This window comes from Actibacterium pelagium (assembly GCF_002285415.1).
GTDB classification, from domain to species: Bacteria; Pseudomonadota; Alphaproteobacteria; order Rhodobacterales; family Rhodobacteraceae; genus Actibacterium_B; species Actibacterium_B pelagium.
In genome coordinates this window covers 374,858-401,571 of the sequence record NZ_NSBU01000005.1, presented here as the reverse complement: position 1 = coordinate 401,571, position 26,714 = coordinate 374,858, and the positions used below count along the sequence as shown (strand labels likewise).

At 57.5% G+C, this 26,714-nt stretch carries 29 protein-coding genes; 10 read left to right on the top strand and 19 right to left on the bottom strand.

Annotation, left to right across the window (positions count from 1 at the left end; all coding sequences use genetic code 11):
* Both tuf and CLM58_RS06950 read right to left on the bottom strand, forming a co-directional pair.
* A partial coding sequence (gene tuf / locus CLM58_RS06955; RefSeq protein ID WP_095593906.1) for an elongation factor Tu occupies positions 1 to 1,174 on the bottom strand: 1,174 nt, incomplete at its 3' end.
* A 179-nt stretch (positions 1,175 to 1,353) separates the two neighbouring features.
* Positions 1,354 to 3,660 carry a DNA topoisomerase IV subunit A gene (locus tag CLM58_RS06950; protein WP_095595199.1) on the bottom strand — a complete coding sequence of 769 codons (2,307 nt, stop codon included), beginning with the start codon at positions 3,658 to 3,660 and terminating at the stop codon, positions 1,354 to 1,356.
* 292 nt (positions 3,661 to 3,952) lie between these two features.
* Here CLM58_RS06950 and CLM58_RS06945 point away from each other — a divergent pair, with 292 nt between their 5' ends.
* The 7 genes from CLM58_RS06945 to CLM58_RS06915 all read left to right on the top strand — a co-directional run bounded on the left by CLM58_RS06945 (position 3,953) and on the right by CLM58_RS06915 (position 9,460).
* Positions 3,953 to 4,777: an SDR family NAD(P)-dependent oxidoreductase gene (locus tag CLM58_RS06945; RefSeq protein WP_095595198.1), complete on the top strand. Its 825-nt coding sequence runs from the start codon at positions 3,953 to 3,955 to the stop codon at positions 4,775 to 4,777.
* Between the two features lie 74 nt (positions 4,778 to 4,851).
* Complete coding sequence (locus CLM58_RS06940) at positions 4,852 to 5,067, top strand: twin transmembrane helix small protein (RefSeq protein ID WP_095595231.1); 216 nt, start codon at positions 4,852 to 4,854, stop codon at positions 5,065 to 5,067.
* Between the two features lie 4 nt (positions 5,068 to 5,071).
* Complete coding sequence (locus CLM58_RS06935; protein ID WP_095595197.1) at positions 5,072 to 5,644, top strand: cob(I)yrinic acid a,c-diamide adenosyltransferase; 573 nt, start codon at positions 5,072 to 5,074, stop codon at positions 5,642 to 5,644.
* Positions 5,620 to 6,369 carry a hypothetical protein gene (locus CLM58_RS06930; protein ID WP_095595196.1) on the top strand — a complete coding sequence of 250 codons (750 nt, stop codon included), beginning with the start codon at positions 5,620 to 5,622 and terminating at the stop codon, positions 6,367 to 6,369. Before CLM58_RS06935 ends, CLM58_RS06930 begins: the two co-directional genes overlap by 25 nt.
* A gap of 292 nt (positions 6,370 to 6,661) precedes the next feature.
* A complete protein-coding gene (locus CLM58_RS06925) occupies positions 6,662 to 7,420 on the top strand; it encodes an electron transfer flavoprotein subunit beta/FixA family protein (RefSeq protein WP_095595195.1) in 759 nt (252 codons plus the stop codon).
* Positions 7,420 to 8,346 (top strand): electron transfer flavoprotein subunit alpha/FixB family protein, encoded by a 927-nt coding sequence (locus tag CLM58_RS06920; RefSeq protein WP_095595194.1) that lies wholly within the window; start codon positions 7,420 to 7,422, stop codon positions 8,344 to 8,346. The genes CLM58_RS06925 and CLM58_RS06920 overlap by 1 nt, the downstream gene beginning before the upstream one ends.
* Before the next feature lie 238 nt (positions 8,347 to 8,584).
* A complete protein-coding gene (locus CLM58_RS06915) occupies positions 8,585 to 9,460 on the top strand; it encodes a 3-hydroxybutyryl-CoA dehydrogenase (protein ID WP_095595193.1) in 876 nt (291 codons plus the stop codon).
* Between the two features lie 14 nt (positions 9,461 to 9,474).
* On the opposite strand, the gene CLM58_RS06910 is transcribed toward CLM58_RS06915, so the two are convergent.
* From CLM58_RS06910 to CLM58_RS06880, 7 genes are read right to left on the bottom strand one after another with little or no spacing between them, the layout of a single operon-like run.
* Positions 9,475 to 10,347, bottom strand: a complete 873-nt coding sequence (locus CLM58_RS06910; protein WP_095595192.1) for a lysophospholipid acyltransferase family protein — start codon at positions 10,345 to 10,347, stop codon at positions 9,475 to 9,477.
* A 55-nt stretch (positions 10,348 to 10,402) separates the two neighbouring features.
* The gene (locus CLM58_RS06905; protein WP_095595191.1) at positions 10,403 to 10,681 is read right to left on the bottom strand and encodes an HPr family phosphocarrier protein; all 279 of its coding nucleotides are present in this window, start codon (positions 10,679 to 10,681) and stop codon (positions 10,403 to 10,405) included.
* Between the two features lie 8 nt (positions 10,682 to 10,689).
* On the bottom strand, positions 10,690 to 11,082 hold the full coding sequence (locus tag CLM58_RS06900) for a PTS sugar transporter subunit IIA (protein ID WP_095595190.1): 393 nt from the start codon (positions 11,080 to 11,082) through the stop codon (positions 10,690 to 10,692).
* 5 nt (positions 11,083 to 11,087) lie between these two features.
* The gene (gene rapZ, locus CLM58_RS06895) at positions 11,088 to 11,999 is read right to left on the bottom strand and encodes an RNase adapter RapZ (RefSeq protein WP_095595189.1); all 912 of its coding nucleotides are present in this window, start codon (positions 11,997 to 11,999) and stop codon (positions 11,088 to 11,090) included.
* Entirely contained in the window at positions 11,996 to 12,424 is a 429-nt protein-coding gene (locus CLM58_RS06890; RefSeq protein ID WP_095595188.1) for an HPr kinase/phosphorylase, read from the bottom strand. The genes rapZ and CLM58_RS06890 overlap by 4 nt, the downstream gene beginning before the upstream one ends.
* An 8-nt stretch (positions 12,425 to 12,432) precedes the next feature.
* The gene (locus tag CLM58_RS06885; protein WP_095595187.1) at positions 12,433 to 14,133 is read right to left on the bottom strand and encodes a sensor histidine kinase; all 1,701 of its coding nucleotides are present in this window, start codon (positions 14,131 to 14,133) and stop codon (positions 12,433 to 12,435) included.
* 24 nt (positions 14,134 to 14,157) lie between these two features.
* Positions 14,158 to 14,862: a response regulator transcription factor gene (locus CLM58_RS06880; protein WP_095595186.1), complete on the bottom strand. Its 705-nt coding sequence runs from the start codon at positions 14,860 to 14,862 to the stop codon at positions 14,158 to 14,160.
* A gap of 339 nt (positions 14,863 to 15,201) precedes the next feature.
* Between CLM58_RS06880 and CLM58_RS06875 the strand changes: the two genes are divergently transcribed.
* Complete coding sequence (locus CLM58_RS06875) at positions 15,202 to 16,800, top strand: phosphoenolpyruvate carboxykinase (RefSeq protein WP_095595185.1); 1,599 nt, start codon at positions 15,202 to 15,204, stop codon at positions 16,798 to 16,800.
* A gap of 155 nt (positions 16,801 to 16,955) precedes the next feature.
* A complete protein-coding gene (locus CLM58_RS06870; RefSeq protein ID WP_095595184.1) occupies positions 16,956 to 17,723 on the top strand; it encodes a class I SAM-dependent methyltransferase in 768 nt (255 codons plus the stop codon).
* Between the two features lie 16 nt (positions 17,724 to 17,739).
* Here the strand turns inward: CLM58_RS06870 and CLM58_RS06865 are convergent, their stop codons facing one another.
* On the bottom strand, positions 17,740 to 18,507 hold the full coding sequence (locus CLM58_RS06865; RefSeq protein WP_095595183.1) for a sulfite exporter TauE/SafE family protein: 768 nt from the start codon (positions 18,505 to 18,507) through the stop codon (positions 17,740 to 17,742).
* 162 nt (positions 18,508 to 18,669) lie between these two features.
* On the opposite strand from CLM58_RS06865, the gene CLM58_RS06860 reads away from it, so the two are divergent.
* Complete coding sequence (locus CLM58_RS06860) at positions 18,670 to 20,355, top strand: acyl-CoA dehydrogenase family protein (protein WP_095595182.1); 1,686 nt, start codon at positions 18,670 to 18,672, stop codon at positions 20,353 to 20,355.
* Positions 20,356 to 20,417: 62 nt separating this feature from the next.
* Here the strand turns inward: CLM58_RS06860 and CLM58_RS06855 are convergent, their stop codons facing one another.
* From CLM58_RS06855 to CLM58_RS06815, 9 genes are all read right to left on the bottom strand, one after another.
* Positions 20,418 to 21,080, bottom strand: a complete 663-nt coding sequence (locus CLM58_RS06855) for a DNA-3-methyladenine glycosylase I (protein WP_095595181.1) — start codon at positions 21,078 to 21,080, stop codon at positions 20,418 to 20,420.
* Positions 21,080 to 21,805: a DNA repair protein RecO gene (recO, locus tag CLM58_RS06850; protein ID WP_095595180.1), complete on the bottom strand. Its 726-nt coding sequence runs from the start codon at positions 21,803 to 21,805 to the stop codon at positions 21,080 to 21,082. Before recO ends, CLM58_RS06855 begins: the two co-directional genes overlap by 1 nt.
* A 58-nt stretch (positions 21,806 to 21,863) precedes the next feature.
* Positions 21,864 to 22,202, bottom strand: a complete 339-nt coding sequence (locus tag CLM58_RS06845; RefSeq protein WP_095595179.1) for a DUF1491 family protein — start codon at positions 22,200 to 22,202, stop codon at positions 21,864 to 21,866.
* Positions 22,192 to 23,100, bottom strand: coding sequence for a GTPase Era (gene era / locus CLM58_RS06840; protein ID WP_095595178.1), 909 nt, complete (start codon positions 23,098 to 23,100; stop codon positions 22,192 to 22,194). Before era ends, CLM58_RS06845 begins: the two co-directional genes overlap by 11 nt.
* Before the next feature lie 60 nt (positions 23,101 to 23,160).
* Complete coding sequence (locus CLM58_RS06835) at positions 23,161 to 23,712, bottom strand: cobalamin biosynthesis protein CobQ (RefSeq protein ID WP_143226537.1); 552 nt, start codon at positions 23,710 to 23,712, stop codon at positions 23,161 to 23,163.
* A gap of 74 nt (positions 23,713 to 23,786) precedes the next feature.
* The gene (gene rnc / locus CLM58_RS06830; RefSeq protein WP_095595176.1) at positions 23,787 to 24,467 is read right to left on the bottom strand and encodes a ribonuclease III; all 681 of its coding nucleotides are present in this window, start codon (positions 24,465 to 24,467) and stop codon (positions 23,787 to 23,789) included.
* Positions 24,464 to 25,264 (bottom strand): signal peptidase I, encoded by an 801-nt coding sequence (gene lepB / locus CLM58_RS06825; protein ID WP_095595175.1) that lies wholly within the window; start codon positions 25,262 to 25,264, stop codon positions 24,464 to 24,466. Before lepB ends, rnc begins: the two co-directional genes overlap by 4 nt.
* 58 nt (positions 25,265 to 25,322) lie before the next feature.
* The gene (gene acpS, locus CLM58_RS06820; protein WP_095595174.1) at positions 25,323 to 25,724 is read right to left on the bottom strand and encodes a holo-ACP synthase; all 402 of its coding nucleotides are present in this window, start codon (positions 25,722 to 25,724) and stop codon (positions 25,323 to 25,325) included.
* 21 nt (positions 25,725 to 25,745) lie between these two features.
* Positions 25,746 to 26,708, bottom strand: a complete 963-nt coding sequence (locus tag CLM58_RS06815; RefSeq protein ID WP_095595173.1) for an aKG-HExxH-type peptide beta-hydroxylase — start codon at positions 26,706 to 26,708, stop codon at positions 25,746 to 25,748.
* Positions 26,709 to 26,714 lie beyond the last annotated feature (6 nt).

Below are 26,714 nucleotides of genomic sequence, written 5' to 3'. Positions count from 1 at the left end.
ACTCGATGATTTTCGAGACGACGCCCGAACCGACGGTGCGGCCACCTTCGCGGATCGCGAAGCGCAGACCTTCTTCCATCGCGATCGGCGCGATCAGCTCGGCGGTGAACTTCAGGTTGTCGCCGGGCATGACCATCTCGGTGCCGGCAGGCAGTTCAACGGTGCCGGTGACGTCGGTGGTACGGAAGTAGAACTGCGGACGGTAGTTCGCGAAGAACGGAGTGTGACGGCCGCCTTCTTCCTTGGTCAGGATGTAAACCTCACACTCGAACTTGGTGTGCGGGTTAACCGAACCCGGCTTACACAGAACCTGGCCACGCTCAACGCCTTCACGGTCCACACCACGCAGCAGCGCGCCGATGTTGTCGCCTGCTTCACCACGGTCCAGCAGCTTGCGGAACATTTCAACACCGGTACAGGTGGTTTTCGAGGTGTCGCGGATACCAACGATTTCGATCTCGTCGCCAACGTTGATCACGCCACGCTCAACACGGCCGGTTACAACGGTACCACGACCAGAGATCGAGAACACGTCTTCGATCGGCATCAGGAACGGCTCGTCGATCGCGCGCGGCGGCTCGGGGATGTAGCTGTCAACAGCTTCCATCAGTTCCTTGATCTTGTTTTCGCCGATCTCAGGGTCACGGCCTTCCATTGCGGCCAGAGCCGAACCTGCGATGATCGGAATATCGTCGCCCGGGAAGTCGTACTCGGACAGAAGCTCACGAACTTCCATCTCAACCAGTTCCAGCAGCTCTTCGTCGTCAACCTGGTCAACTTTGTTCAGGAAGACTACCAGAGCAGGAACGCCAACCTGGCGCGCCAGCAGGATGTGCTCACGAGTCTGCGGCATGGGGCCGTCAGCTGCGTTCACAACCAGGATGCCGCCGTCCATCTGCGCCGCACCGGTGATCATGTTCTTAACATAGTCAGCGTGGCCGGGGCAGTCGACGTGCGCGTAGTGGCGGTTCTCGGTCTCGTACTCAACGTGTGCGGTCGAGATGGTGATGCCGCGGGCTTTTTCTTCGGGCGCGCCGTCGATCTGGTCGTAGGCTTTGAAGTCACCAAAATACTTGGTGATCGCTGCGGTCAGGGTGGTCTTACCGTGGTCAACGTGGCCAATGGTGCCAATGTTCACGTGCGGTTTATTACGCTCAAACTTTTCCTTAGCCATAACAGGGCGCCTCATGCTTCTGGGGGGCCACCTCGGCCCGATTCAACATCGCGCGCTAAATATTGGCTTGAAGGGCGGAAATCAAGCACCAGTTACACCTGCCCGACAGTTACTGGGCGTTAATATAGGTGAAGGCCCTGTCGAGGCGGCTTTCCGCCTCTTCGACAAGGTGATTTCAGTCAGTTGAACCGATTGTCCCGCGGGAAACCGCGCGGTGCCATGCGGCCCGCCCCTGCCCGCTTGCCAATCCATTCGGTCAGGTCGGTTTCAGTCCGGGTTCGGCCAGCCGGGTCTTTCCAGCTGAGGCCATCTGCCAGCGTGAAGGTAATCGCGTCGTTAAGGCCACCGTCCTTGTATTTCTGCAGACGGACACCCTTGCCGCGCCCCATTTCCGGAAGCTCGTCCAGCGGGAAGACCAGAACTTTGCGATTCTCGCCAACACAGGCGACGTGATCGCCTTCAACGAACTTGCAGACCAGCGCCCGCACGTCGCCACGCGTGTTCAGCACCTGTTTGCCAGTTCGGGTCTGGGCCAAAACCTCATCCGTCGGCACGATGAAACCGTCGCCAGCGGTAGAGGCCACAAGCAACTTGGTGTCGGGCTTGTAGGCAAAAAGATCCACGATCTCTGCCTCGTTGGGCAGGTCGACCATCAGGCGCACGGGCTCTCCCATGCCGCGACCACCGGGCAGTTGCGAGGCCGAAAGCGTATAGAATCGGCCGTTCGCACCAAACATCAGCAGACGATCGGTGGTTTCTGCGTGGAAGATAAATCGGCCTTCGTCGCCGTCTTTGAACTTCAACTCCTGATCCAGCGCGATATGGCCCTTCATGGCTCGTATCCAGCCCATCTTCGAGCAAACGATGGTGATCGGCTCACGCTCAATCATGGCCTCCAGCGGCACGTCTTCGATCTCTGTCGCTTCGGCGAACTCGGTGCGGCGGGCGCCACCTTCGGACTTCTTGCCGAACTGTTTGCGGGTTTCACGCAGTTGGTCAGAGATACGGTCCCACTGTAGTTCTTCGCTTGCCAACAGGTCTTCAAGATCAGCGCGTTCGACGAGAAGGGCGTCATATTCGTTGCGCAGCTCGATCTCTTCGAGTTTGCGCAAGGACCGCAGGCGCATGTTCAGGATCGCTTCGGCCTGCACTTCGGTCAGGCCGTCTGCACTACCTTCGGCGGGCGAGACATAGTCATCCTCTGAGGTTGCCCGGGGGTGCGTACCCGCCCAGTTTTCCCGCATCAGGGCAGGTTTGGGCGCGTCGTCATAACGGATAATGTCGATCACGCGATCAAGGTTCAGGAAGGCCGTGATAAAGCCTTCCAGCACTTCCAGTCGGTGGTCAATCTTGTCCAGACGATGCTGGCTGCGGCGCTGCAGAACCTCGCGCCGGTGATCAAGGAAGGCGCGCAGGACCTCTTTCAGGCTGCTGACCTTGGGGGTGCGCCCGTCGATCAGGACGTTCATGTTCAGGCTGAACCGCGTTTCCAGATCAGACTGGCGGAAGAGCGTGTTCATCAAAACATCCGGCTGCACGTTCTTCGACTTGGGTTCCAGCACCAGACGGATGTCATCAGCAGATTCGTCTCGGACATCGCCAAGAATCGGGATCTTCTTCAGCTGGATCAGCTCGGCGATCTTTTCGATCAGTTTGGACTTCTGAACCTGATAGGGAATCTCGGTAACCACGATCTGCCACAAACCACGCGGCAGTTCCTCGACCTCCCACTTAGCGCGCAGGCGGAAAGAGCCGCGGCCGGTGCGATACGCTTCCAGGATGTTTTCCTTCGGCTCGACGATCACCCCGCCGGTCGGGAAATCGGGTCCGGGGATGTGTTCCAGCAGGGTTTCATCCCGCGCATTCGGCGCTTTGATCAGATGCAGGCAGCCATTGATCAGCTCTTCGATATTGTGCGGGGCGATGTTGGTCGCCATGCCCACGGCGATCCCGCTGGACCCGTTGGCCAGCAGGTTCGGAAAGGCGGCGGGCAGCACGACCGGTTCGGTCAGCGTGCCGTCATAGTTGTCGCGATAATCAACGGCGTTCTCGGTCAGCCCTTCCATCAGGGCCTCTGCCGCGGCGGTCAGGCGCGCTTCTGTATAGCGCGAGGCCGCAGGGTTATCGCCATCGATATTGCCAAAGTTCCCCTGCCCATCGACCAGCGGGTAACGCACAGCAAAGTCCTGCGCCAAACGCGCCATCGCGTCATAGATCGCAGCGTCCCCGTGCGGGTGATAGTTGCCCATCACATCGCCCGAGATCTTGGCCGACTTCCGGAAGCCTCCGGTCGCAGTCAGCTTCAGCTCTCGCATCGCATAAAGGATTCGGCGGTGAACCGGTTTCAGACCGTCCCGCGCATCCGGAAGCGCACGATCCATAATCGTGCTTAGCGCATAGGTCAGGTACCGCTCACCAATGGCGCGGCGCAAGGGTTCAGCGGGGTTTGAAGGCTCGATATTGTTATCGTCGATGAGATCGCTCATGCATCTTGTGTAGCCAAGCCCCCATACCGGGGCAAGCCGCATTGCGACCGCAAATCCGTAGGGGGGAAAATTCTTATCCTTTCCCCTTTGAGGTTCTTTTCGGTTTGACGCAAGGTAACCCTGCGGGAGTGCTAAGGTTTGTCTGTGATTTCAGGCAATCCAATGCGTGAGTGGAACCGCAACTGGTCGAGGTGAAATTGCGGCGCCTCGGCCACCTAAAGCCCCCCAATAGCTTGAGACTTGGCAATCTGTACCATAGCGTGCGTCGCAAATTCCTTTGTGAGGCAGGGTAATGAAATCAATTCTGATCACCGGATGCTCTTCCGGCATCGGTTATGACGCGGCGCATGGGCTGGCAAAAGCGGGCTGGCGCGTATTTGCGACCTGCCGGAAAGAGGCCGACTGTGACCGCTTACGCGAAGAAGGGCTGGAAAGCTTTGTTCTGGACTATGAAGCGCCAGAGACGATCAGCGCCGCAGTCGCCGAGGCTTTGGAACGCACCGGAGGCACGCTGGATGCCATCTTTAACAATGGCGCATATGCGGTTCCGGGCGCGCTGGAAGACTTGCCGACAGAGGCACTTCGGCAAAACTTTGAGGCCAACGTGTTTGGCTATCACGAATTGGCAAAGCAGGTCATTCCAGTGATGCGCGCCCAAGGCCATGGACGCATTATCAACTGCTCTTCCGTTCTTGGGCTTGTCCCGATGAAGTGGAGAGGCTCGTATGTCTCGACCAAATACGCACTGGAAGGCCTGACCGACGTCCTGCGCCTTGAGATGCGCGAGACACCGATCGACGTGATTTTGATAGAGCCCGGCCCGATCACCTCCAAAATCCGGATGAATTCGATTCCGCATTTTGAGAAGTGGATTGATGTCGAGGCATCCCCTCGCACAGAGCAATACAAAAAGGTCCTGATGAAAAGGCTGTACGAAAGCCGCGGACCGGATCCGTTCGAGCTGCCAGCTTCCGCAGTTACCGAAAAACTGCTGAAAGCGTTGGAATCCCCGAAGCCCGCGCCGCGCTATTTCGTGACCCGCCCGACCTATATCATGAACTTCCTGCGCCGTGCTTTGCCAACCAGAGCACTGGACCGTATCATCACCAAAGGCTGACCGCGACAAAATCGAATGTCGCCTTTTGCCTGCCGACGCACTAGATCACCGGGCAAGGTATGAAGGAGAGCCTGATGGCCAATAGTCCCCTGAATGATCCCCTGTTCATCATCGCAGCAATTGCGTCGATCGGGGTGCTTATCATCCTGATGATCGGTCTTGGCGGTTTCGCCAAGGGTGGTGATTTCAATCGCAAACACGCAAACCGGATCATGCGTTACCGGATCATCGCGCAGGCCATCGCCGTCGCGCTGATTATCATCTGGGTTCTGGTTGCTCGCGGAGGCTGACACGATGGTTGTTCTCAACAAGATCTACACCCGCACAGGCGACAAGGGTGACACGGCCTTGGGCAACGGCAACCGGGTTGCCAAATACGACCCGCGCGTAAATGCCTATGGCACCGTGGACGAGTTGAACGCGACCGTGGGAATGGCCCGGCTGCATGCCGAAGGCGACGTGGACGCGATGCTCTCCGCCATCCAGAATGACCTCTTCGATCTGGGTGCAGACCTATGTCGCCCTGACATGGACAAGGATGCAGAGGCCGAATACCCGCCGCTGCGTATGGCCGACAGTCAGGTTGAACGTCTTGAGACAGAGATCGACGCCCTGAACGCGAATTTGGACCCGTTGCGCAGCTTCATTCTGCCGGGGGGCTCGGAATTGGCAGCGTATCTGCATCTTTGCCGCACGGTGGCCCGGCGCGCCGAACGCCTTGCGGTCGAACTGGCCACAGCAGAACCAACCAACCCCGCAGCCGTCAAGTACCTGAACCGCCTGTCCGACTGGTTCTTTGTTGCCGCCCGCGTGGCTAACAACAACGGCAAGGATGACGTCCTGTGGGTGCCCGGCGCGAACCGCTAAGCCCGGAACTGGGGGCGATTATCGAACAGGCCTATCGCTTGTTCGCCTGCCCACCCCCGCCCGACCTTGGGGTCTGTCAGGGCTGCTGCATGTGGCCCGAGATCGAAGCCGACTTCCTGAACCATGCCCCGCGCGACCTGACAGAGGCCTATGTTCGCGATTGGTATTTTGCCGCTGTTGCAAGCAAGGACGGCCTGATCGTTCACAAACCCATCGCCTGCTGGATAATGCCCCGTGTCCTAGAGATTCTGGCGAAAGGTCAGGAAGTCGCAAGCGTCGGCGACGAGGTCGTTCTGCAACGGCTTGCCGCCGGAGACTCCGATCGGTGGAGCGCCGATCAAAACGCGCTGCTGACCCGCTTTAAAGAAGCCTATCTTGACCTTATTCCCCAACGCTGCGATCACGTCATGCTGGACGATGCGCTATGCATGTTTGCCCTTGCCGGGTTTGCTGCGCCTGCCATGACTGACCAGATCATGGGCTGGTCGGATGAGGTCCTGACGCAGGTTCTGCATCAGGATTGGATCGGCAGTTGCATTCGTCCTTCCATCTGGCGCACGGCCTTCTGGGAGGCGAACTCTGACGCGGCGCAACATGTCTGGAATTGGTATCTGTCCGACGCCCTGCTGGAACGCATGATCAAGATCGCGTTGGCCGAAGATCTTCCCGACGAGATTTGCCAGAAGGCATCAGAGGTTGAGAGGCTTCTGATAAGCCAACGTTAGCGGCGGGCCGAGGTCCTCAACTGCCCCAATCCAAGCGATGCTATGCCACCGTTTCGATTGATTCTCCCACCACGCCCGAAAAAGAGACAAAAGTATCGAAAAAAGGCAAAACTCAATTTCCATCGGAAACATTCTTGCAAAAATTATACGAAGAATGTGCCGAACACTGCGTCACAACCTTCTGACGTGACGATTTTGCACTGTTTCCCGCCTGCGCAAGACGATATCAACACGGCGAGAGCGAATAACCGTGGTCCAAACGGGCCTCAGAAAACCAAGGAGAAAAGCGCAAATGAAGGTGCTCGTACCTGTCAAGCGCGTGATCGACTATAACGTCAAGGTCCGGGTAAAATCCGACGGCTCTGATGTTGATCTCGCCAACGTTAAGATGTCGATGAACCCGTTCGACGAGATTGCCGTAGAAGAGGCAATCCGCCTGAAGGAAGCCGGTATTGCGACCGAGGTCGTCGCCGTGTCCGTCGGTGTCGAAAAAGCGCAGGAAACCCTGCGCACCGCTTTGGCCCTGGGTGCGGACCGCGCAATCCTGATCGTGGCCGCCGATGACGTTCACACCGACATCGAGCCGCTGGCTGTCGCCAAGATCCTGAAAGCGATCGTGGACGAGGAACAGCCGCAGATCGTTCTGGCCGGCAAGCAGGCCATCGACAACGACATGAACGCAACCGGTCAGATGCTGTCCGCCCTTCTGGGCTGGAGCCAGGCGACTTTTGCATCGGAAGTCAAAGTCGAAGGCGACAACGCCATCGTCACCCGTGAGGTCGACGGCGGCCTGCAGACCATCTCGGTCAAGCTGCCCGCGATCATCACAACCGACCTGCGCCTGAACGAGCCGCGCTACGCCAAGCTGCCGGACATCATGAAGGCGAAGAAGAAGCCCTTGGATCAGCGCACCGCTGCCGATCTGGGCGTCGACGTCACACCGCGCCTGACCGTCGTGAAAGTCGCAGAACCTGCCGAGCGTGAAGCCGGTGAAATCGTCGGTTCGGTAGACGAACTGATCGCGAAACTTAAAGAAGCGGGGGCCGTATAATGTCTGTTCTTCTTCTTGCTGAAGTTACCAATGGTGAACTGGCGCTGGACGCCACCGCCAAAGCCGTTTCGGCTGCGGCGCAACTGGGTGAAGTAACCGCCCTGTGTGCCGGTGCCTCTGCCGCTGCTGCTGCAGAGCAAGCCGCCAAGATCGACGGTGTAGCCAAAGTTCTGGTTGCCGAAGACGAAAGCCTCGGCCACCGCCTAGCCGAGCCGGCTGCAGCTCTGGTTGCCTCGCTTGCGGGTGACTACACCCACATCGTGGCCCCGGCGACCACCGACGCCAAGAACATCATGCCGCGCGTTGCCGCACTGCTGGATGTCATGGTGATCTCGGACGTCACTGCCGTTGTCGACGCTGACACGTTTGAGCGTCCCGTCTATGCGGGCAACGCGATCCAGACAGTCAAATCGGGCGATGCGAAGAAGGTCATCACCTTCCGGACTTCGACCTTTGACGCAGCTGGCGAAGGCGGTTCGGCTGCGACCGAAACCGTTTCTGTCCCCGCCTCTGAAGGCCTGTCTTCTTGGGTCGAAGACAAGGTTGCCGAAAGCGACCGCCCCGAACTGACCTCGGCCGGCGTTGTCGTCTCGGGTGGTCGTGGTGTTGGCTCTGAAGAGGACTTCGCCCTGATCGAGAAACTGGCCGACAAGCTGGGCGCCGCTGTTGGCGCATCGCGCGCGGCAGTCGACTCGGGCTTTGCTCCGAACGACTGGCAGGTCGGTCAGACCGGTAAGGTTGTTGCCCCGGAACTGTATGTCGCTGTCGGCATCTCGGGCGCGATTCAGCACCTTGCAGGCATGAAAGACTCGAAGATCATCGTCGCGATCAACAAGGACGAAGAAGCCCCGATCTTCCAAGTCGCCGATTACGGTCTAGTCGCCGACCTGTTCGAGGCTGTGCCGGAAATGACCGAAAAGCTGTAAGCTTTCGATCAGATCGCAGAATTGAAACGGGGGCTTTCACAGCCCCCGTTTTTTTGTTGTCCGACCAATTTTCAACAGAGCTGGGAAAGTTCGTTTTCACCAATACGATCCCGGGATTTGAAACATTCTTCCGGTGCCGGAAACCGCGCAGGAAAAGCTGTTTTCCCGGCTACTCTAAGCCCTTGCCCTGCCCTGCCTCAGGGGCATAAGCTGCCGTTGAATTTAAGAGGATTTACGGATGAGCATCTCTTCGGTTGGGGTCGTCGGCGCAGGCCAGATGGGCAACGGCATCGCACATGTGATGGCGCTTGCAGGCTACGATGTGATGCTGAACGACATTTCGCAGGACAGCCTTGATAAGGCCATGGGCGTGATCACCCGCAATCTGGACCGTCAGGTCAGCAGCGAAAAGATCAGCGCAGAAGAAAAAGTCGCCGCAATCGGCCGCATCAAGACCACACTTGATCTGCCAGAGCTTGGTCAGACTGATCTGGTAATCGAAGCCGCGACAGAGAATGAGACCGTCAAAAACAAGATTTTTGAGGCGCTACTGCCGCATCTCAAGCCCGAGACAATCCTGACATCGAACACCTCGTCCATCTCGATTACACGTCTGGCTTCTCGCACGGACCGTCCGGAAAAGTTCATGGGCTTCCACTTCATGAACCCAGTGCCGGTGATGAAGCTGGTCGAACTGATCCGTGGCATCGCCACGGATGAAGCGACCTACAAAGAGTGCCTTAGTGTCGTTGAAAACCTGGGCAAAACCGCTGCCAGCGCCGAGGATTTTCCGGCCTTCATCGTGAACCGCATCCTGATGCCGATGATCAACGAGGCCGTCTATACGCTGTATGAAGGTGTTGGATCGGTGAAATCCATCGACGAGTCGATGAAGTTGGGCGCCGCCCACCCGATGGGCCCGCTGGAACTGGCCGACTTCATCGGTCTGGACACCTGTCTGGCGATTATGAACGTGCTGCACGACGGTCTGGCCGACACGAAATACCGTCCCTGTCCGCTGCTGACGAAATATGTCGAGGCAGGTTGGCTTGGTCGCAAAACCAAACGTGGTTTCTACGACTATCGCGGGGACGTGCCTGTTCCCACTCGCTAATGTTCAGAGCTTGGTTACTCGCGCAGACCCAGGGTATTTTCGCGCAGCCAGTTCATGAACCCGCGCGGGTTTGAAGACCAGCTTTCGATCTCTTCCCGCGACAGGGCTTTGCCGATCCGCGGTTTCTGCGGTTTGTCGAACGCGTGGGCAACCTCGTGCAGCAGCAACGACTGGCGCAGGGTCGCGGAAAAACGGTTCGCCATGTGGTACCAGCGCGAATTCTGACCCGGAAAATAGATCGGGACGACCTGCGCCTTAGAGCGCTGGATCATCTTGGCGGTGAAGGGGTTCCACTCTGCCTCGACCGCGTCACCGAACCACGTTTCCGAGGCGGCCACGACGCCAGACGGAAACAGCACGATCACGCCACCCTTTGACAAGTGGTCCATCGCGCTTTTGCGCATTTCCAAGTTCTTCTTCAGCGCATCGGTCTCATGGGCGAAAGGAACTGGGATCATGAATTCTTCGATCTCGCCCACGCCTGTCAGCAAAGACCGCGTCAGAATCTTGTAGTCGGTGCGCACCCGCCCAATCAGTTCGGCCAGCACCATGCCGTCAATCAGCCCGTGCGGGTGGTTCGCGGTGATGACAACCGGGCCTTCGGCGGGAATATTCGCGATCTCGTCTTCAGGCGTTTGCAGGTCGATCTTCATCACCTCAAGCGCCTGCTTCCAGAACGGCTGACCATGGGGCACGCCCATGGCTTCGAATTTACGAATGCGGCGCAGGATCGTTAGCTTACCGGTCAGCAATTCGATCGCTTGGATAATCTTGACCTGAATAGGGTTTTCGAACGTGTTGGCATAGGACAGTCGGCGGCTGTCATAGGGCTCTTCCGACAGATTGCCGTCGCCCTGGCGCCCCAGATCAGAGCGCGCATTGGTCATTCGGCCCCGAGTTATTTCCGTGCTATCAACCAAGAGTCTTCCCTAAAGTCAGATTTCACATGCCTTCGCCGAACAGGTCGTCGACAAGTGCCTGCAGCGCGCCAGCAAGCTGTTCTGCTTCCGGACCGCTGGTGGTGACGTCAATAGATGTTCCGCGAGAAGCTGCCAACATCAAAAGGCCCATGATCGAATCCCCGGTGGTTTCGATCCCGTCCTTTTCGACAAGCGCGTCTGCGTCAAACTGCTCGACCGTTTCAACGAACTTCGCCGAGGCGCGCGCGTGCAGTCCCTTTTCGTTCCGGATTTCCAGCTTCCGGACTACGGATGTTGTCATTCTTCGCTCTATTCAGCCTTTACGTCGAAAATATTTATATATTTTCTGCCCGCGGCTAAAGCGTTTTCTACAGCCCGCTGCACAGAGAGGTGCCGGGACTTCGCCAATTTGATCAACATCGGCAAGTTTGCGCCGTAAAGAATGTAACGATCTTCGGCTGCGCAGGCCCGAATGGACAAGTTCGACGGGGTGCCCCCGAAGATATCCGTCACAACCACGACACCGTCGCCGGTATCGACGCCATTGGCGGCTTCTTCGATTTCTTGCTGCTTAGCGGCGCGGTCGTCTTCGGCGCCGATAGAGATTGCAGTCATTCCGGGCTGTCGTCCCACAACATGCTCGACCGCGGCAATGTACTCCCGCGCCAATCCCCCATGTGCAACGATCACTATTCCGATCAATCGGGTTATCCCGTCTTCTCTGCGCCCGGCAGGTTTGCCCGGCGTTCCAACTCTCGATGTCTTTTAGACACCTGCCATCCTTTTTCTGCAAGTGCATTGGTCAATTTTTCAGCCAAAGTGACGGAACGATGCTGCCCGCCTGTGCAACCAAAGGCTATTGATATATGGGATTTTCCTTCTTCTCGGAAAGCCGGAAGCAGCATCAGCACGAGGTCGTGAACCTGCGTGAAGAACGCGTCGAACCGAGAATCAGCGGAAACATATTCGGCCACGGCCTCGTCCAACCCGCTCATACCCCGCAGATCCGGGTTCCAATATGGGTTCCGTAGGAAACGACAGTCAAAGACCATATCAGCCCCGCGAGGAATGCCGCGCTTATACGAAAAAGAATGCACCGAGACCGCCAGTCGCGACATGCCTTGCACGGACCCGAACAGGTGCGCAAGATCGGCGCGAAGATCGTGTATCGTCGTATCGGTCGTGTCGATCAGGATGTCGGCAAGCGCCTTGATCGGACGCATCAGGTCATGATCACGCGCAACCCCCTCGGCAGCACTTTCCGCCGGCGCCAGCGGGTGCCGGCGACGGGTTTCCGAGAACCGGCGTATCAGCACATCGTCCGAACAATCCAGATACAGTACTTCAACCTGAAAATCCTGTTTAGAACGAACTTGGGAAATCAGGTCGCGCAGATTTTCGGTACTAAAATCTCGGTTCCGGCTATCGACCCCCAATGCGATGGGTCTGCCTAAGGGTGGGCCATCAATAAGACGCGGGATCAAAGACAGGGGAAGGTTGTCGATCACTTCGAACCCCAGATCTTCAAGCGCGTTCAGCGCCGTGGACCTACCCGCTCCGGAAGGCCCGGTTACGAAAACCGCGTGATGGCTGTCTTTGGGCTGTGCTGTGTCGCTCACGCAACTCGTCCTGCCTTGAGGTATTGGAATATTGCTGCTGCAAAATGGACATGTTCAACCCGGAGAAGCAAGTCAACTTCTTCACCAAGCAGCGTGATTTTCCGGTCTGGGGGAAGTCGTTGTTCTTCTTTCACATCCATATCGACAACCAGCCGCAACCGCGCCTGCGGAATAGAGTCCGCGGCCAAAATCCCCACGCCTCTCGCCTCAATCCGACCAATGATGCTGGGCGGACATGACACCCAAAGCCCATTCTCAGACCTGCGTGTAACCATCGTGCCGTCATCGGCCACAAGCGTGGCGCCAAAGGCCATCAACTGCAGGGCAAGCTCGGACTTTCCCCGACCTGACGCACCACAGATTGCGACGGCTTTCCCATCAAGAGCAACACAACTGGCGTGAAGTAATGTCTGGTCATCAGGCATTTGAGCCCTCAGGTCGGCAAGCCAACGACGAACCGAGCGCCCAATGGGGCCGCCCCCGGCGCGGCGTCTTCCGGCAAAATGTTCTCGGCCCAGATCACACCGCCATGGGCTTCGACGATCTGCTTGGAAATCGCAAGGCCAAGGCCAGAGTGATTACCAAATTGGCCGACAGGACGCTCGGAATAGAAACGATTGAAAATCTTGCTTAACGCTTCTGCAGGGATGCCTGGGCCAGTGTCTTCGACAACGACCAGAACCCGGTTCTCGCGCTTGCGGGCCCAGATGCGCACGGCATCCCCTTCCCCACAAAACGAGATGGCATTCGAAATCAAGTTGACGAAGACCTGCGCCAGACGTGGTTCCAGCCCCTGAATAGAAATGGGATCGTCCGGCAGGTCGGTGATGAAATCCACCCCTTTGCCCGATGCTTCTTCGGACAGGTACATCGACAGATTATCCAGCATTTGGCGCAAGCTGAATTCGGTTTCTTCTTCTTTGACCAGTTCACTGTCCAAACGCGAGGCGTTCGAAATGTCACTGACCAACCGGTCAAGGCGGCGCACATCATGCTCGATCACATCCAGAAGTTTCTGGCGCTGGTCATCTCGCTGCGCCAGACGCAGGGTCCCGACCGCTGACCGCAAAGATGCCAGCGGGTTCTTGATCTCATGCGCGACATCGGCCGCGAATTGTTCATTGGAATCAATACGGTCATAAAGCGCGGTCACCATGCCGCGGAGCGCCGAGGATAGGCGGCCGATCTCATCCGGGCGCGCGGTCAGATCGGGAATACGCACCCGAGAGGGGCGCATCTTCTTCTGGTTTGAATCGTGCCCAACCTCTGCTGCGCTCGCCAGATCAGACAGCGGGTTGGCGATCGTGCTGGCCAGAACAAGGCTTAGCCCGACAGAAACGAACAGCGCGATAACGAACATGCGCAAGACCTGCTCGCGTTCGGTGCGGATCAACAGGTCGATCTCTCCGCGCGCGCTGACCAATGCCAAAGCACCAATGATTTGGCCGCGGCGCTCGATCGGGGTGGCGATGGAAAAGACAGTGGGATCGTTGCTATTGGGTATAATCGATCCGTTGGTTTCCGCCTGTATCAAGGCCGTTGTCAGATGTTCTCGCGCAAATTCTTCAAGCTGTTCAAGCGGTGGAACGTCATACTTGTCGTGCGCTGCACGGTTGATTTGCCCCCACTTAAGAGACAGAAAGTCCGACAAGAAAGTAACATCGTTGGCGTAGGAAATGCGCGACGCGGTTCTTGGCGACATGCCAACACTGTGAACAACAAGGTTCGCGGTCGGATCAAATACCAGTGCTTCGACGTCCTCAGACAGTGTGATCTGTTCCAGAACAGCCTTAACATTGACACCGTCCCCCCCCATCAGGCTGACCGGGCCAAAACGGGGCAAACTGGCTTCGACCACGTCAGCCGTCAGCTCTGCCTGCTTTACGAAAGTGTCCAGACGCTGCGACATCAGACTGTCGCGTCCAGGGTTGAGATACAGGATACCCGAGATCATGACGATCAACGCCATGATGTTGAAGATGACAATCTTGCGCGCCAGAGGAGACCGCTTGATCGGGATCTTGCCACGCCCGCGCCGTTGTGAAGCGACTTCGGAATACGTCTCTTCGCCTGGACCGACCCAGTCGTCGCCCAGAATAACCTCTGCGGTCGTATCGCTATGAATGTCCCTCATGGGCGTGCCCCGCAGCGCGTGAACCTATTCCTCGTTATAGCGGTAACCGATCCCGTAAAGCGTTTCGATTGCTGAGAACTCCGCATCTACCTGACGCATTTTCTTACGAAGACGCTTGATATGACTGTCAATTGTTCGGTCGTCGACATAAACCTGATCGTCATAGGCCACATCCATCAGCTGATCGCGGCTTTTGACAAAGCCCGGACGCTGCGCAAGCGCTTGAAGAAGCAAGAATTCAGTCACTGTCAGCGACACGTCTTGCCCTTTCCAAGTCACGGCGTGGCGCAGCGGATCCATCGTAAGCGACCCGCGCGACATGGTCTTGGTCTCTTCGGTCTGGGTGCCCATCTCGTCTGCGGCGATCACCTCTTGGCGGCGCAGAAGCGCGCGGATGCGTTCGACCAAAAGCCGTTGTGAAAACGGCTTTTTCACATAGTCATCGGCCCCCATCCGCAGCCCCAGAACCTCGTCAATTTCATCATCTTTCGAGGTCAGGAAAATGACCGGCATGTTGGTTTTCTGTCGCACGCGCTGAAGCAGGTCCATCCCGTCCATTCGCGGCATTTTGATATCAAATACACCCATATCCGGGAGGCGCCTGTTAAAAGCCTCCAGGGCGGACTGACCATCGTTGTAGGTTTCGACTTCAAAACCTTCGGCTTCGAGTGTCATTGAAACCGAGGTCAGAATATTCCGGTCGTCATCGACCAACGCTATTCGTGACATATGAATTCCTTAAACTCTGCCCTTGTCCCTTTTTTGCCACATTGTCCCCGTTTCCGGCTTTTGAATCAATGGTCAAATACGAATCGCATAAATTCGAAGGCTGATACGAGTCAGATTTTTCGTGCGTGAGTCCTAAGTGTGACATTTTTTTCCTGATCGGTTGCGCTAACTCCCGACGTGATAGCGCTAACTATCCGAAAGGCCCCTGTTCCACATTTGAAATCGCATGATATAGCACCCTCATTCGCGCAGCGAACGCGCGGATCAGCGACTTTTACCGCGCTTTAAAAGCTTGCTGTTCTAAAAATTACCCTACGCGGGAAGCGCAGGAGCTAGCAGATGACTATTGGACGGGTAAACCCCTCGCAGCGTTTGGATGATCAAGGCATCACAGGGCTGGGTCAGGTCTATTATAACCTGATGGAGCCTGCGCTGGTCGAGACTGCCCTGAAACGTGGCGAAGGCACGCTTGGAAACGGCGGCGCATTCCTCGTTTCGACTGGTGAGCACACCGGTCGTTCGCCGAAAGACAAATTCGTTGTACGGACCGCCGATGTGGAAGACCACATCTGGTGGGAAAACAACAAGCCCATGGATGCGGCAAAGTTCGACGTGCTTCACGCCGACATGCTGGAGCACATGAAAGGCCGCGACTATTTCGTACAGGACCTGTACGGCGGCGCCGATCCGGAACACCGTCTGGACGTGCGCATGGTAACCGAGCTGGCCTGGCACAACCTCTTCATCCGCCACCTGCTGCGTCGCCCCGACCGCGAAGAGCTGGACACGTTCACCCCCGAGTTCACCATCATCAACTGCCCCAGCTTCACGGCCGATCCTGAGAAGCATGGCTGCCGTTCGGGTACCGTGATCGCGCTGAACTTCGAAAAGAAACTGATCCTGATCGGTGGCACCGAATATGCAGGCGAGAACAAGAAGTCGGTCTTCAGCCTGCTGAACTACATTCTACCCGGCAAAGGTATCATGGCGATGCACTGCTCGGCCAACCATGCCGTGGATAACCCGGTCGACACCGCTGTCTTCTTCGGCCTGTCGGGCACCGGCAAGACCACCCTGTCCGCCGACCCGGCCCGCGTGCTGATCGGTGACGACGAGCACGGCTGGTCCGACCGCGGCACCTTCAACTTCGAAGGCGGATGCTACGCCAAGACCATCAACCTGTCGGCTGAAGCTGAACCAGAGATCTACGCGACCACCAATAAGTTCGCGACCGTGATCGAAAACATGATCTTCGACGAAGAGACCAAGGAACTGGACTTCGACGACGACAGCCTGACCGCGAACATGCGCTGCGCCTACCCGCTCGAGTACATCTCGAACGCGTCGTCCTCTTCGCTTGGCGGTCACCCGAAGAACATCATCATGCTGACATGTGATGCTTTCGGTGTCCTACCTCCGATTGCACGACTGACCCCGGCACAGGCGATGTACCACTTCCTGTCTGGATTCACCTCGAAGGTAGCGGGCACCGAAAAAGGCGTGACTGAACCAGAGCCGACCTTCTCGACCTGCTTTGGCGCACCCTTCATGCCGCGCCGCCCGGAAGCCTATGGCAACCTGCTGCGCGAAAAGATCGCAAAGCACGGCGCAACTTGCTGGCTGGTCAACACCGGCTGGACCGGTGGCGCCTACGGCACCGGCTCTCGTATGCCGATCCGCGCAACCCGCGCCCTGCTGACCGCCGCACTGGACGGTTCGCTGAACGGCTCCGAGTTCCGCAAGGATCCGAATTTCGGCTTCGAAGTCCCTGTGTCCGTCCCGGGCGTGGCAGAAGTTCTGCTGGACCCGCGCCGCACTTGGAACGACCAAGAAGCTTACGATCAACAGGCCGCAAAACTGGTCGGCATGTTCTCGGACAACTTCGCCCAATACGTCCCCTTCATCGACGATGACGTGAAGGCGGCAGCGATCGGCTAATCGCGATCACAATAGCATTTTGGGGCCGCCCTTCGGGGCGGCCTTTTTTGTCTGAGCGACAGCGCGGCCTATTCTTTGCTTACCCCGGTTTCCAAGTGCAGCAGAATTGCGCTAACTACCACTGAAGAACTGGGGCTTTGAAAGTAAGTTAAATCATGAATTCCGACGAAAACACTGGCTTCAACAGACCGATGGGGATGAAGTATTCGCGGTTTCTGTCCCGACTTCACGATGACAATCTTTTTGATTGGTACATGGAAGTAGGGTGCCGATCCGGCGACACTTTTAAAAACGTCCGCGGTAAAACAATCGCCGTAGACCCGTTCTTCAAGGTCGAACAGAATGTCATTCAGCAAAAACCGGAATTGTATATCTTCCAGCGCACCAGCGACGACTTCTTTGCTTCAAACGCCTTAGAGCGAATAGGCGCGACCCTTAGCTTCAGCTTTTTGGATGGGATGCACCTGTTTGAATTTCTGCTCCGGGATTTCATCAACACCGAAGCCCATTCAGGCAAGAATTCCGCCATCGCACTGCACGATTGCTGCCCGTATAATTTTCGAATGACCACTCGGGACCTGAACAATCTCCCGCGTGGAGACTGGACAGGAGACGTGTGGAAACTTCTTCCCATATTGCAGGAATACCGGCCTGACCTGACAATCGATGTGCTGCCATGCAAACCAACCGGGCTAATCCTGGTGTCCGATCTAAACCCCAATGACGCCACACTGTCCAAGAACTACGAGAAAATTGTCGCAAAGTGGGAAGCGATTGAGCTTTCCGACTATGGGCCCGAGAAGTTTTACGATAGCTTCGAATATGTTCCCGCCCTAGAGGTATTGGCGAAGAAGACAGATCCATTCAAAAACATTCGAATGACGGAAGAAGGCCATTCAGTACCTAGGTTCGTAACACCTTAGACGACCCCGGTCCGCGTTATATCAGCGACTTTCGAATTAGATTGCCCCCTGCGATCACCAAAACGATCAAAGTCACCTTCCGGAACTTGGCCGCGTCCATGCGGTCGTGCACCCGCATCCCAAGCCACATACCAATGAAGGCTGGCACAACCATCGCAATCGAAAATGGTAAAGTTCGGGCATTTACAACTCCGGACTGGACATGCGCGCCAAATAGCGCGACCGCCCCTAGCCCATAGATAATGCCCTGCAGGCGCATCTGGTCCGACTTCTCGGTCCCGACCGCAGTCAAAAACGCGACGGTCGGAGGCCCCCAAACGCCAGAGATGCCCCCGCTCAGACCCGCAAACCCCGCAGCGATGACCTCTGCCCTTTTTCGGCGCTCTGGGGGGATCGAAAAGCTTTTCCCTGCCAATTGATAGATCGAGAACAAAACGATCGGAACGCCAATACAGGCAAAGAGAACTTTGGGCGGAAGTAGGTTGTACAGCTGTGCTGAGGCTAGCAAGGTGACCAAGCCGACCAAAAGAAACACCCGGTACTGAACGACCGAGGCTACGACAGCTTTAACCCCATGCCTTAACGCTTGAAGGAAATTCGTCGTCAGTGTCGGAACGATCAACGCTGCAAGCGCAACATCGGCGGGCAGGAAAGTGCTGAGGCCGGAAATCATCACCATCGGCATAGCAAAGCCTACGGTCCCTTTTACGAAACCTGCGACGCCTGTAACCAAAACAGCGGCGAAAACAAGAAAAACAGGCAGTTCAGAGAGTATTCCGGTCATGTAAGCTCCGTTCTTGGCCCTTTATACCCGAGCCTTAGAGCCAAAGCACCGCAAATCAAGAGGGACATATTGCTTCAATTTAGAACTCTTTGACGTATTTTTGTTGCGCTGCACCTGCAAAATGTCTAAGTCACAGTGAACCGAGATAAGACGAGCTGATTCATGCCACATGACGGACAAGCGACACCCATGACCCAAGCCATCCTGCCTGACCTGCTTAGCCTAACCAAAGCGGCGGTTGCGCCGGTTGAGAAGGCGTTTGAAACCGCCAAGAGCAACCTGCGAGCCTTGGTAGAGGTCGACGGGCGCGTTTCCGGTGGCAAGCTGGAACAGTATCAGCACGAGGCGCATGCGCTGTCGTGGCTTGCGACCTACGTGGAATCGCTGCGCCAGATGCAGGCCTGGGCCGAGCGCCTGCAGGCAGACGGCAAACTTGGCGAGATGGAGCAGCTGCTTCTGCAAATCGGCTTTGGTGAATACCTGCTGCACATCCGCGGCGGCATCCCAATGAGCCAGAACGAGGTTGCCCGCCTGCAAGATCTTGGCCTGTCCGCAGAAGAACGTCGCGAACTGGTGAACGATGCCATCGTGACCCTGTCCGATAGCGGCAACTCTGCTGCGGCGCGTATGCGTCTGGTCGAGCTGATGCAGGACAACCACGGCCACGCCACCTTTGGCAACACGGGTCTGGACGAAGAGTTGGAGATGATCCGCGAGCAATTCCGTCGCTATGCCGACGAGCGCGTGATCCCGCATGCACATGAATGGCACCTGAAAGACGAGCTGATCCCGATGGAGATCATCGAAGAGCTTGGTGAAATGGGTGTCTTTGGGCTGACCATCCCCGAGGAATACGGTGGCTTCGGCCTGTCGAAGGCTTCGATGGTTGTTGTCTCCGAAGAACTGTCGCGCGGTTATATCGGCGTTGGCTCGCTTGGCACCCGGTCCGAGATCGCGGCCGAACTGATCGAAGCAGGCGGCACCGACGAGCAAAAAGCCGAATGGCTACCGAAACTGGCCTCGGCCGAAATTCTGCCGACGGCTGTTTTCACCGAACCGAACACCGGGTCCGACCTTGGCTCTCTGCGCACTCGCGCTGTGAAAACCGAAGACGGTAACTATGAGGTCACCGGCAACAAGACATGGATCACCCATGCGGCACGGACCCATGTAATGACCTTGCTGGCCCGGACTGATCCGGACTCGACCGACCACCGTGGTCTGTCGATGTTCCTAGCCGAGAAAACCCCGGGCACCGACGAAGATCCGTTCCCGACCCCCGGCATGACCGGTGGCGAGATCGAGGTTCTAGGTTACCGCGGCATGAAGGAATACGAACTGGGGTTCGACGGCTTCAAGGTGAAGGGTGAGAACCTGCTTGGCGGCGTCGAAGGTCAGGGCTTCAAACAGCTAATGAAGACATTCGAGGCCGCGCGCATCCAAACTGCTGCCCGCGCCATCGGTGTTGCGCAGAACGCGCTGGAGATCGGCATGCAATACGCCGATGAGCGCAAGCAGTTCGGCAAGTCGCTGATCAACTTCCCCCGCGTGGCCAACAAGATTGCCATGATGGCGGTTGAAATCATGATCGCGCGCCAGCTGACCTATTACTCGGCATGGCAGAAAGACCACGACAAACGCTGCGACCTTGAGGCTGGCATGGCCAAGCTGCTTGGTGCCCGTATCGCATGGGCCTGTGCGGATAACGCACTGCAAATCCATGGCGGCAACGGCTTTGCGCTGGAGTATCAGATCAGCCGCGTTCTGTGTGACGCGCGCATCCTGAACATCTTTGAAGGCGCTGCTGAAATTCAGGCGCAAGTGATCGCGCGCCGTCTTCTGGGCTAAGCCAGTTCACATCAACATCAAAGGCGCCTCGGGGTTCCCGGGGCGTTTTTCGTTTCGGCCCCTCAATCCGGAACGCTGAAAGCCAGAACACGGCTGATCACGGCGTGGGGCTGTCCGCTTTCCTCGGCCCAAGTATTGATCGCCTCTTGCGCCTTCCTCATCGCGGTTTTCGAGGTCACGGCCCCGTCCACCGCCCCGGCCATGTTCAGGGCCGACACAACCGATTTCGAGAAGATCACCCCATCGTAGCCAAGTCGTCGCAAGGAATAGGGCCCCGTCATCCCTCCCAACCGGCTACCGCGCGTCTTAATCAGATCATAAAGCCCCACGGCGTCAGTCGACGGCCAAGCAGCAAAGAAAGACGCGGCACTGCCGTGCGCTTGCGCGAGGTCGGACAGGAAGATCGCGTTGTCGCGGATCGACAGGATTTTCTGAGCGTTGCGGACGATTGCCTTGTTCGCGAGATGTCGGTCCAAATCCTCATCGGACATGAAGGCGTTACGCGCGATATCAAAACGCTCGAAAGCCTCTTCGAAACCGGGCCACTTGTTGTCGATGACTTTCCAGCTGAACCCGGCTTGAAATACCCCGCGCGAGAATTCTGAAAGGATGCGATCATCTGTCAGGTCAGCCAGCGACACCTCAGAAACTGTCAGGTGATCGGCCAAGAACTCTTCGCCTTTCCGCTTGGTCGCGATGTCCAGAAGTTCGGCGTAGGTCTTCATCACTCTGATCTCCGTCTCAGGCGTTCCAGCAGGCGGCGGCGTGCCTCTGGGATATGCTTGTCCCCCAAGGCCGGTGCGAGCCGTGTGTCCAGAAAGTAGCCCGTGGTCTGCAACCCGTCCAATACACCGCCGATATTACCGTCTCCTGCCCCTGTCAGTTCGGGTGGCAAGGGCAGCAACCGGTCGCCCCACTCTCCAGCCCCCTCAGCGGAAACCGCGCGGCCCGATTTGGGAGAGACATAGCAAAGGCCTTCGGTCGTCCCGGTGACGGCGCAGGTGGCCAGATCAAGGCCAAAGCCCAGCTCTTCCAAAAGTGCGGCCTCCCACCGTAGATAGGCCAAGGGCCAGAAGTCAGACCCTTCCAACATTTCAAGTACGGTCATGGTCTGCGAATAAAGGCGCGGATGAACTTCGCGCTCTGGCAGGGCAAAGCGCAATAGGGCGCATAGCGCATTCAGCCCGGCCAGCGCGTCACGGTCAGACAATAGGCCTGCACGCGATTGCAAGGGTTCAACTGTGAAACTGCCGATATGTTCTTCCAACCGAGCCCGCCAAGTGGCGGCCACTTGTGATCCGGGCTGCAATATTGGGGAAAGTTTGCGGCTGACCCCGCCGCGTACGACACCTACGTGACGCCCGTGGCCATGGGTGAAAATCTCGACAATGGCAGAGGTCTCGCCGTGGGGCCGCACCCCAAGGATCACCCCTTCATCCTGCCAATCCATCGAACCCCTCCGCTTGGTCTTGCCACAGTACTTGGGCGTGCGAGGGCAAAGTCAAGCCTTAGGCCAGCCCGTCCTCGTCCAACAGGTGGCGGCCATTGCGATCTTCGACTTCGATCACCCAGATATCGGGGTCAAAACCTCGCTGCTTGGTGACGGATTGATCGACGTCAGCCTCTGGCCCTTCCGCCAGAACCGCCCATTCGCGCGCACCAGACATCAGGTCATAGCTGCGATGAAACAGCTTGGCCTGCCCATCCAACGTGTTCAGCTTGACCAAAACCGCCCCGGCCGTTTCATCCCCCTTAGAGGTCACGAAGACCGGGATATCGGCCAGCCGTAGCCGCGCGAGATAGGCGCGGACCCAGAAGTCGGCGGTCAGGCGTGGCTCAGTTACCATCTTTGAAGTCGAGGCCCATTTCGGAATAGCGCTCTGCCTCTTCCAGCCATTTCGGACGGACTTTCACCTGCAGGAACAAGTGCACCTCGCGACCTAGGAACTCTTTCAACTCGGCGCGGGCAGCTTGGCTGACAGCCTTGATGGTTTCACCCTTGTTGCCCAGCACGATGCCCTTGTGGCCATCACGCGCGACATAGATCACCTGATCGATCCGGGCCGAACCATCCTTGCGTTCTTCCCACTGCTCGGTCTCGACCGTCAGCTGGTAGGGTAGTTCCTGATGCAGGCGCAGGGTCAGTTTCTCGCGCGTCATCTCGGCGGCGATCATGCGCATAGGCAGATCGGCAATCTGATCCTCGGGGTACATCCACGGACCTTCGGGCAACTGATTGGCCAGCCAGCCGCGCAGGTCATCGACGCCGTGACCCTTTTCAGCCGAGATCATAAAGGTCTGGGCAAAGGGGTAGGCCTCGTTCATCTGGGTGGTCAGGGCCAGCAGTTGCTCGGCCTTCACCCGGTCGATCTTGTTGATCGCCAGCGCAACGGTCTGGTTCGGGTTGATTCGTTCGTGCAGGGCGTCGATAATCTTCTGCGCACCTTCAGTCAGACCACGGTGTGCTTCGATCAACAGGACAACGATATCGGCATCTGCGGCACCGCCCCAAGCGGCGGCCACCATCGCACGGTCCAACCGACGGCGCGGACGGAACAGACCCGGCGTATCGACGAAGACGATCTGCGCATCCCCTTCCATCGCCACACCACGAATACGGGCGCGCGTGGTCTGCACCTTGTGCGTCACAATAGAAACCTTCGCCCCCACCATACGGTTGAGAAGCGTGGATTTGCCCGCGTTGGGCTCTCCGATCAGTGCGACGAAGCCGGCTTTGGTTGTCATGGTGACCCTTTTTATCTGACAAGGGGGCGCTTTAGCCCAAAGAGTACGGTTTGCAAAGCCTTACCACGGTGCCCAATGCTCGTTGGCGAAGGCATGACCGACAAAATGCACAAATGTCACAGCATAAAGCGCGCCAAAGGCTACAAGCAGGGCTTTTGCGGCGAAATGCTCCTGCCGCTGCCAGATAAGCATGCCACAGCCCATAAACAACACCGCTTCCAGAATTCCAAAGATCCGACCATGGTGATCCCCATCCCAGAATGAGACAGGGCTTTGAAAGCGCCAGTCGGTCAACGGCCAGAAATGCGCACGGGCATCATCGGCATGCAGGGGCAGGTCCATAGCGATGTGCAGCAAAGCTGCCGCTGCCAGCAACGCGACGCCCCTTTTACCCAACCACAAGGCCACACCCAGAAGCACTGCGTAGACCGGTAAAGAGTTCAGCGCGTCCACCAGAATCGGAAGCCCGTCGCGCTCCCCCAAGGCAGCGCGCGCAAACAAAGCCATATCCGGAAGGAAGGCACCGCCCAGAATGTACCAGACGGATCCGGGCGGATGGGACTTGCGGCCAAGCACGGCCCAGGCAAGGGCCATATGTGCGGGAGTGTTCATGGTGCCTCCTGTCGCTGTACCAACAGTCTAGACGCCCGACTTATCGTCCCGCACCACAAATTTTCGAGATCGTTTCAGCTTGGCAGCTGATCCAGTAAGGTTTGTGCCGCGGCCTGTTGGGCCTGACGTTTCGAACCGGCTGTTGCCTGAGCGCTTTGCCCGCTATCCAGAAGAACCTCGATTACAAAAACCGGGGCGTGGTCAGGGCCAGTGCGTGATTTTTCGATATACTGCGGGGGCTTCTGGCCGCGTGCCTGCGCCCATTCCTGCAAGGCCGTTTTGGCGTCGCGGGCGTCGGCATCCACCTTGTGTATACGATCCCCCCACAGGCGCAGGACCAGTGACTTGGCCGTGTCAAAGCCAGCGTCCAGATAGACGGCGGCAATCACCGCCTCCATCGCGTCCCCAAGCAGGGCCTGTTTGCGGCGTCCGCCTGACAGCATCTCGGAGCGGCCAAGTTTCAGCACTTCGCCCAGATCGATCTCTCTGGCGACATCTGCGCAGGTTTCCTTGCGCACCAGTGCGTTGAAACGTGGGGCCAGTTGGCCTTCTGCCGCGTTGGGATCGGCGGCCAGCAAGGCCTCTGACATCACCAGCCCAAGCACCCGGTCCCCCAGAAATTCCAGCCGCTGGTTGTCGGGCCGGGTCGCCGAGGAAATCGATGGGTGCGTCAGGGCACGCTGGATCAGCTCTGGCTGACCAAACTGATGGCCAAGCCGATCGCAGAAAGATCTGAGGTCCGCAGACAGCTTCATTCAATCGCCTTGAAGAAACGATCGCTGCGCCATGTCCAGAAGTAGAACAGCGACTTGCCAGCGGACGAGAACATGATCCGATCTGCACGGCCAATCAGCAGGTCTTTATGCAGGTAACCCACGCCACCAGCACGCTGCAAATACCGGCTGTCGATACTGTTGTCGCGGTTATCACCCATGAAGAAATAGTGATCTTCGGGCACCGTGAACAGCGGGGTGTTGTCCCCGGTGTGATTGTCGAACGTGTTCAGGATGCTGTGAGATACGCCGTTTGGCAGGGTCTCGATAAGGCGTTGCTTTTCGCAGATACCGCCCATGCCAACGGGTCCGTTCATGCAGCGAGGTTCACGTCGTTGCGGGCCCTGAGCCTCTTTAATCTCTTCAAAGGTACCGCCGTCAGCAAGGGCCACCGCAGTCCCGTTCAAGAACAGGCGCCCATCACGCACCTGAACCGTGTCACCCGGCATACCGATCAATCGCTTGATATAGTCGACATTCTGGGTCGGGTGACGGAAGACCACGACGTCGCCACGTTCAGGCTCGCTTTCGAGAACACGACCTTCAAAGGGGCAGAAGCTGACCCGGGCGATCGGCACTTCGCAGGAATACTGGGAATAGCCGTAGGCCATTTTGTTCACGAACAGGAAATCACCGATCAGCAGCGTGTCCTTCATAGAGCCCGACGGGATCCAGAACGGCTGAAAGAACAGCGTCCGGAAGACGCCCGCGATCAAAAGTGCGTAGACGATGGTCTTGACGTTATCGACCAGCCAACCGTCTTTTTGCTTCTCAGCCATGCCCGTTCCTGCCTGCAAATAAAGGGATATCGCTAAATGGTCGGCTGCGCGCTTGGTGTCAACCCAAGGGCCGCGCCTCGATCACGACAAAGGCCTGCGCCCAGGGGTGATCATCTGTCAATGTGACGTGGATGATGGCCTCGTGGCCCTCGGGCGTCATTTCGGCCAGCCGTTCCGCGGCCCACCCGGTGACATGCATCACGGGTTGGCCAGTTTTCAGGTTGGTCACAGCCATGTCTTTCCAGCTGATTCCCATCCGCAGCCCCGTGCCAAGCGCCTTGGAACAGGCCTCTTTCGCGGCCCACCGCTTGGCATAGGTGCCAGCTGTGTCAGCTCGGCGTTCTGCCTTGCTCTGCTCTGTCTCGGTGAAAACGCGATTGCGAAATCGGTCGCCGAAACGATCCAGCGTACCTTGGATACGCTCGATATTCGCAAGGTCAGTGCCAATGCCAAGGATCATGAAGCTGCTCCCTCAACGCGCCTAGGCGGCGTTGATCCAGTCGCGCGCGCCTTTTAGAATGGATGCCCCGGTCTGGCTTAATATCCCGTGTTGATCAACTACCGATAGGCCACTTGCGAAGTTTTCCCGGTCTTTCGCCGCAGCGTCCAGTGCCCACTCCTTCTGTGCAGCATCCAGCAAATCGCTTTTGGCCAAGGCTTCCATCGCCCACGCCATTCGCGCCGAAACAAAAGTCGCATGATAGATGCCGTCCATCGGCCGAGGATCAACTCGCAACGGAGACGCAAACAGATCTTCATCTGGGTTCAGTACCAAGGGCTCTTCGATCGTCAGACCAAACAGCAAAGAATGCGCCGCCTCATGAGCCAGAACCTCTATAACCGCAATCGGTGTACGATGATGCTTTGGGTTCAGCATCAATAGCCCCCAGAATTGGTAGTGCGAGGCACCGTCGAACTCAAAGGCTGCTCCTTCTGGGGCATGAGCCAAAAGGACTTCGTGAACGATGGCGGTTACCTCATCATACAAATCAGGAATCGCTTGTTTTGCCAGAGCGAGGCCCTCTCGCACCAGACTTTCAAAGTCGGACGCTGTGGTCGGATCTACGACCCCGAATTCCATGCCCTCTTCAATCAATTGCGTGCAAAGCGCAGCTGCTTCTGGCTGGCCATAGTGCTGGAACTGCATCCCCGACACGCGGTCTGCGCTGGCCCCGATCATTTCGACAAAGGCCTCAACGTCTTTCTTGTTATCGGTCAGTATTGAGTCTACGAGGTTGTAATAGTCCCTAAAACAGTGCGACGGGACTTTACGTCCTCCACGCAAAGCCACGACCTGACCTCGCAGTGTCTGCGCCTGCAGCGGCAAGCTCTCCGACAACGCGTCGGCAATGTGGTCAAGGCTGGCGGCGAGTTCGTGGTGCATCCGTTCATCCGCCATAAGGCCTTGCTTGGCAGAGGGTGCAAATTCCGAAGAGGGGGTCATAAAGTC

Coding starts and splice junctions, on each gene's coding strand:
- CLM58_RS06950 (WP_095595199.1), bottom strand. CDS start 3,660: ATGAGCGATCTCATCGACGATAACAATATCGAGCCTTCAAACCCCGCT.
- CLM58_RS06945 (WP_095595198.1), top strand. CDS start 3,953: ATGAAATCAATTCTGATCACCGGATGCTCTTCCGGCATCGGTTATGAC.
- CLM58_RS06940 (WP_095595231.1), top strand. CDS start 4,852: ATGGCCAATAGTCCCCTGAATGATCCCCTGTTCATCATCGCAGCAATT.
- CLM58_RS06935 (WP_095595197.1), top strand. CDS start 5,072: ATGGTTGTTCTCAACAAGATCTACACCCGCACAGGCGACAAGGGTGAC.
- CLM58_RS06925 (WP_095595195.1), top strand. CDS start 6,662: ATGAAGGTGCTCGTACCTGTCAAGCGCGTGATCGACTATAACGTCAAG.
- CLM58_RS06920 (WP_095595194.1), top strand. CDS start 7,420: ATGTCTGTTCTTCTTCTTGCTGAAGTTACCAATGGTGAACTGGCGCTG.
- CLM58_RS06915 (WP_095595193.1), top strand. CDS start 8,585: ATGAGCATCTCTTCGGTTGGGGTCGTCGGCGCAGGCCAGATGGGCAAC.
- CLM58_RS06910 (WP_095595192.1), bottom strand. CDS start 10,347: ATGACCAATGCGCGCTCTGATCTGGGGCGCCAGGGCGACGGCAATCTG.
- CLM58_RS06905 (WP_095595191.1), bottom strand. CDS start 10,681: ATGACAACATCCGTAGTCCGGAAGCTGGAAATCCGGAACGAAAAGGGA.
- CLM58_RS06890 (WP_095595188.1), bottom strand. CDS start 12,424: ATGCCTGATGACCAGACATTACTTCACGCCAGTTGTGTTGCTCTTGAT.
- CLM58_RS06885 (WP_095595187.1), bottom strand. CDS start 14,133: ATGAGGGACATTCATAGCGATACGACCGCAGAGGTTATTCTGGGCGAC.
- CLM58_RS06880 (WP_095595186.1), bottom strand. CDS start 14,862: ATGTCACGAATAGCGTTGGTCGATGACGACCGGAATATTCTGACCTCG.
- CLM58_RS06875 (WP_095595185.1), top strand. CDS start 15,202: ATGACTATTGGACGGGTAAACCCCTCGCAGCGTTTGGATGATCAAGGC.
- CLM58_RS06870 (WP_095595184.1), top strand. CDS start 16,956: ATGAATTCCGACGAAAACACTGGCTTCAACAGACCGATGGGGATGAAG.
- CLM58_RS06865 (WP_095595183.1), bottom strand. CDS start 18,507: ATGACCGGAATACTCTCTGAACTGCCTGTTTTTCTTGTTTTCGCCGCT.
- CLM58_RS06860 (WP_095595182.1), top strand. CDS start 18,670: ATGCCACATGACGGACAAGCGACACCCATGACCCAAGCCATCCTGCCT.
- CLM58_RS06855 (WP_095595181.1), bottom strand. CDS start 21,080: ATGAAGACCTACGCCGAACTTCTGGACATCGCGACCAAGCGGAAAGGC.
- recO (WP_095595180.1), bottom strand. CDS start 21,805: ATGGATTGGCAGGATGAAGGGGTGATCCTTGGGGTGCGGCCCCACGGC.
- CLM58_RS06845 (WP_095595179.1), bottom strand. CDS start 22,202: ATGGTAACTGAGCCACGCCTGACCGCCGACTTCTGGGTCCGCGCCTAT.
- era (WP_095595178.1), bottom strand. CDS start 23,100: ATGACAACCAAAGCCGGCTTCGTCGCACTGATCGGAGAGCCCAACGCG.
- CLM58_RS06835 (WP_143226537.1), bottom strand. CDS start 23,712: ATGAACACTCCCGCACATATGGCCCTTGCCTGGGCCGTGCTTGGCCGC.
- rnc (WP_095595176.1), bottom strand. CDS start 24,467: ATGAAGCTGTCTGCGGACCTCAGATCTTTCTGCGATCGGCTTGGCCAT.
- lepB (WP_095595175.1), bottom strand. CDS start 25,264: ATGGCTGAGAAGCAAAAAGACGGTTGGCTGGTCGATAACGTCAAGACC.
- acpS (WP_095595174.1), bottom strand. CDS start 25,724: ATGATCCTTGGCATTGGCACTGACCTTGCGAATATCGAGCGTATCCAA.
- CLM58_RS06815 (WP_095595173.1), bottom strand. CDS start 26,708: ATGACCCCCTCTTCGGAATTTGCACCCTCTGCCAAGCAAGGCCTTATG.